This is a genomic window from Pantoea sp. GbtcB22 (assembly GCF_019091025.1).
Classification (GTDB): Bacteria; Pseudomonadota; Gammaproteobacteria; order Enterobacterales; family Enterobacteriaceae; genus Pantoea; species Pantoea leporis.
Map to the genome: position 1 here is coordinate 1 of NZ_JAGXKB010000893.1, position 235 is coordinate 235.

Here is a 235-nt window from a genome sequence, read left to right on the forward strand (position 1 = left end):
GCAAGTTCCAGATAGGCCGATTTCGCCCGGTGGAAGGAAAGCTCGGCATCCTTATCCTCGCCCAGGTTGTAGCGAATCAGTCCGACGCGCGCCTGTCCTTCTGCACGGATGGCTCGTTGCTCGACCTCATCGCCTGGCAACGCAGCGAATTGTTCATATTGCTTCAAAATGCTGCGTAAGAAGTCCTTGTCGGCTTCACTCAACACTCGATCCTTGCTGGCCAGCCGCTTTTCGA

General features: G+C 55.7%; 1 protein-coding gene. It reads right to left on the bottom strand.

Annotation, left to right across the window (positions count from 1 at the left end):
* Nucleotides 1–203 (bottom strand): hypothetical protein (locus KVT28_RS26980; protein ID WP_217551401.1); only part of this gene is annotated, 203 nt, incomplete at its 3' end.
* Nucleotides 204–235: the final 32 nt, after the last annotated feature.